This is a genomic window from Verrucomicrobiota bacterium (genome assembly GCA_039192515.1).
GTDB lineage: Bacteria > Verrucomicrobiota > Verrucomicrobiia > Methylacidiphilales > JBCCWR01 > JBCCWR01.
In genome coordinates this window covers 1-2,159 of sequence record JBCCXA010000099.1, presented here as the reverse complement: position 1 = coordinate 2,159, position 2,159 = coordinate 1, and the positions used below count along the sequence as shown (strand labels likewise).

At 42.4% G+C, this 2,159-nt stretch carries 1 protein-coding gene; it reads left to right on the top strand.

The genetic code is table 11. The features are described 5' to 3' along the window. Positions 1-11: 11 nt before the first annotated feature. The coding region (locus tag AAGA18_16175; protein MEM9446878.1) for an ABC transporter permease at positions 12-2,159 on the top strand (2,148 nt) is incomplete at its 3' end.

Genomic DNA, 2,159 nt, shown 5'->3' with positions numbered 1-2,159 from the left:
GCTTTGTACTCATATTCCTTTGGGTGAATGACGAAATGAGTGTTGATAGCTTCCATAATGAAAATATATACTCCGCCTATCAGATCGTCACCGCAAATGGAGAGACTCATGGAACTTATAATACCAGCGTAGGCTATGAAGAAGAAAGGAACTACATACCCATCGCTGAGGTAGAAAAAACCGTCCCAAGTATAGAATCTATTGTCTTTTATGCCACAGGATATGAACTGCCATGGGGGCATGCAGAGACGTTTCAAATAGGTGATAAAAAATTTAAGCTAAATGGATCTCGGGCCAGCGAAGACTTTTTTAAGGTATTTAACTATCCCTTATTAGTCGGCGACCCATCCACCGCGTTGACCGAATACAGTAGTATTGCTATATCAAGAAGAATGGCCTCACTTTTCTTTAATAGCCCGGAAGAGGCTGTTGGAGAGACCATTCGATACGAAAACAGGTTTGACCTGGAAATAACAGCAATCTTTGAAGATATTACGCCAAAGAGTTCTTTGCAATTTGAGTTTTTAATTAATTGGGAGTCACAGCTTACCCGATTGGATTGGGCATCCGACAATGTCCGTACTATGGTTAAGCTTGCCGAAAATGCTGATATTGCCCAGGTTGAGGCCGATATGACCCGTGTGTTGAAACCCTTTGTAGACCAGGAAGAGAGCATTGAGGTTACTATTGGCCTCCAACCTTATGAAGATCAATATCTGGTAGGAAATTTTGTAAATGGCCAACCTAATGAAGGCCGAATCCTATATGTAAAAATATTCAGTGGGGTGGCTATTTTCATTTTGATCATAGCCTGTATCAATTTCACTAACCTTTCTACTGCGCGGGCTATTAGAAGAGCCAAAGAGGTTGGGGTAAGAAAAGTAATCGGTTCTACAAGAACCTCACTTGTTGGACAATTTCTAAGTGAATCATTTCTGATGTCGTTTTTTGCGATGCTTCTTTCACTGGCATTAGTATGGGTACTCCTACCGGCCTTTAATGAGCTAACCGGTAAACAAATACGCCTTCCACTTTTTGAATGGAAGCACTGGCTCGCGGTTCTCGCCTTAATTGTCATTACAGGATTTACTGCCGGAAGTTATCCAGCATTGTTCCTTTCATCGCTAAAACCTGTGAAAGTCCTTAAGGGAGCCCTGCGTTTCTCTCGATTTGAAACCTGGTTTCGCAAGGGCCTAACCACATTCCAATTCGGTTTATCTATTCTACTGCTTATTGCCACCGCAGTGGTATCACTACAAACTGACCATATACAAAACACCAATCTCGGATATGATAAGGATAATTTACTTTACATTCGGGTGGAAGGAGAATTATCCAAGCAAGATAGTTATCAACGATTTAAAGATCTTGCCAGCCCATTACCGGGAATAGCCATGGTGGACCGAAGTAGTGAAGCACCGCATAATATGGGCTTTGCTATGGCTGAGCCCTTCGATTGGGAAGGGAGGCCGGACGGCACATACATCAATTTTAGGCCCACTTCTGTTGGTTTCGACTTTTTGAAGATCATGGATCTCGAGGTGGTAGAAGGAAGAGGGTTTTCCAGGGATATAGCTACAGATTCATCTGATGCCTTTTTAGTTAATGAAGAGGCAGTGCGGCAAATGCAAATGGAAGAACCTCTTGGTAAATGGGTATCTGCATGGAGCAAAAAGGGAAAGATCATTGGTATTCTTAAGGATTACCACACGCACTCGTTGCATGAGCCCATAAAACCGATCATGGTGGACGTTAAGGACTATGAAGAATTTGGTGTCATCCTGGTTAGAACCGAAAAAGGAAGAACCAGAGAAGCCATAGAAAACCTGGAAAAAGTGTATGCTGCCATCAATCCAAGTTATCCTTTCAACTATCAGTTCATCGATCAGGAATACCAGGCATTGTATAAAAATGAAGAGGTAATGTCTAAGCTTTCGAATGCTTTTGCCATAGTTGCCATTATGATTTCCTGTTTAGGGTTGCTGGGATTAGCTATGTTTTCTGCCGAACAGCGATTTAAGGAAATCGGAATTAGAAAAGTTCTGGGCGCCTCCATAGCAAGTATTGTAACGCTATTTTCGAAAGACTTCATGGCCATTGTGGGGTTTTCGTTTCTGCTTGCAGCACCCATAGGCTGGTGGTTCCTATCAGATTGGCTT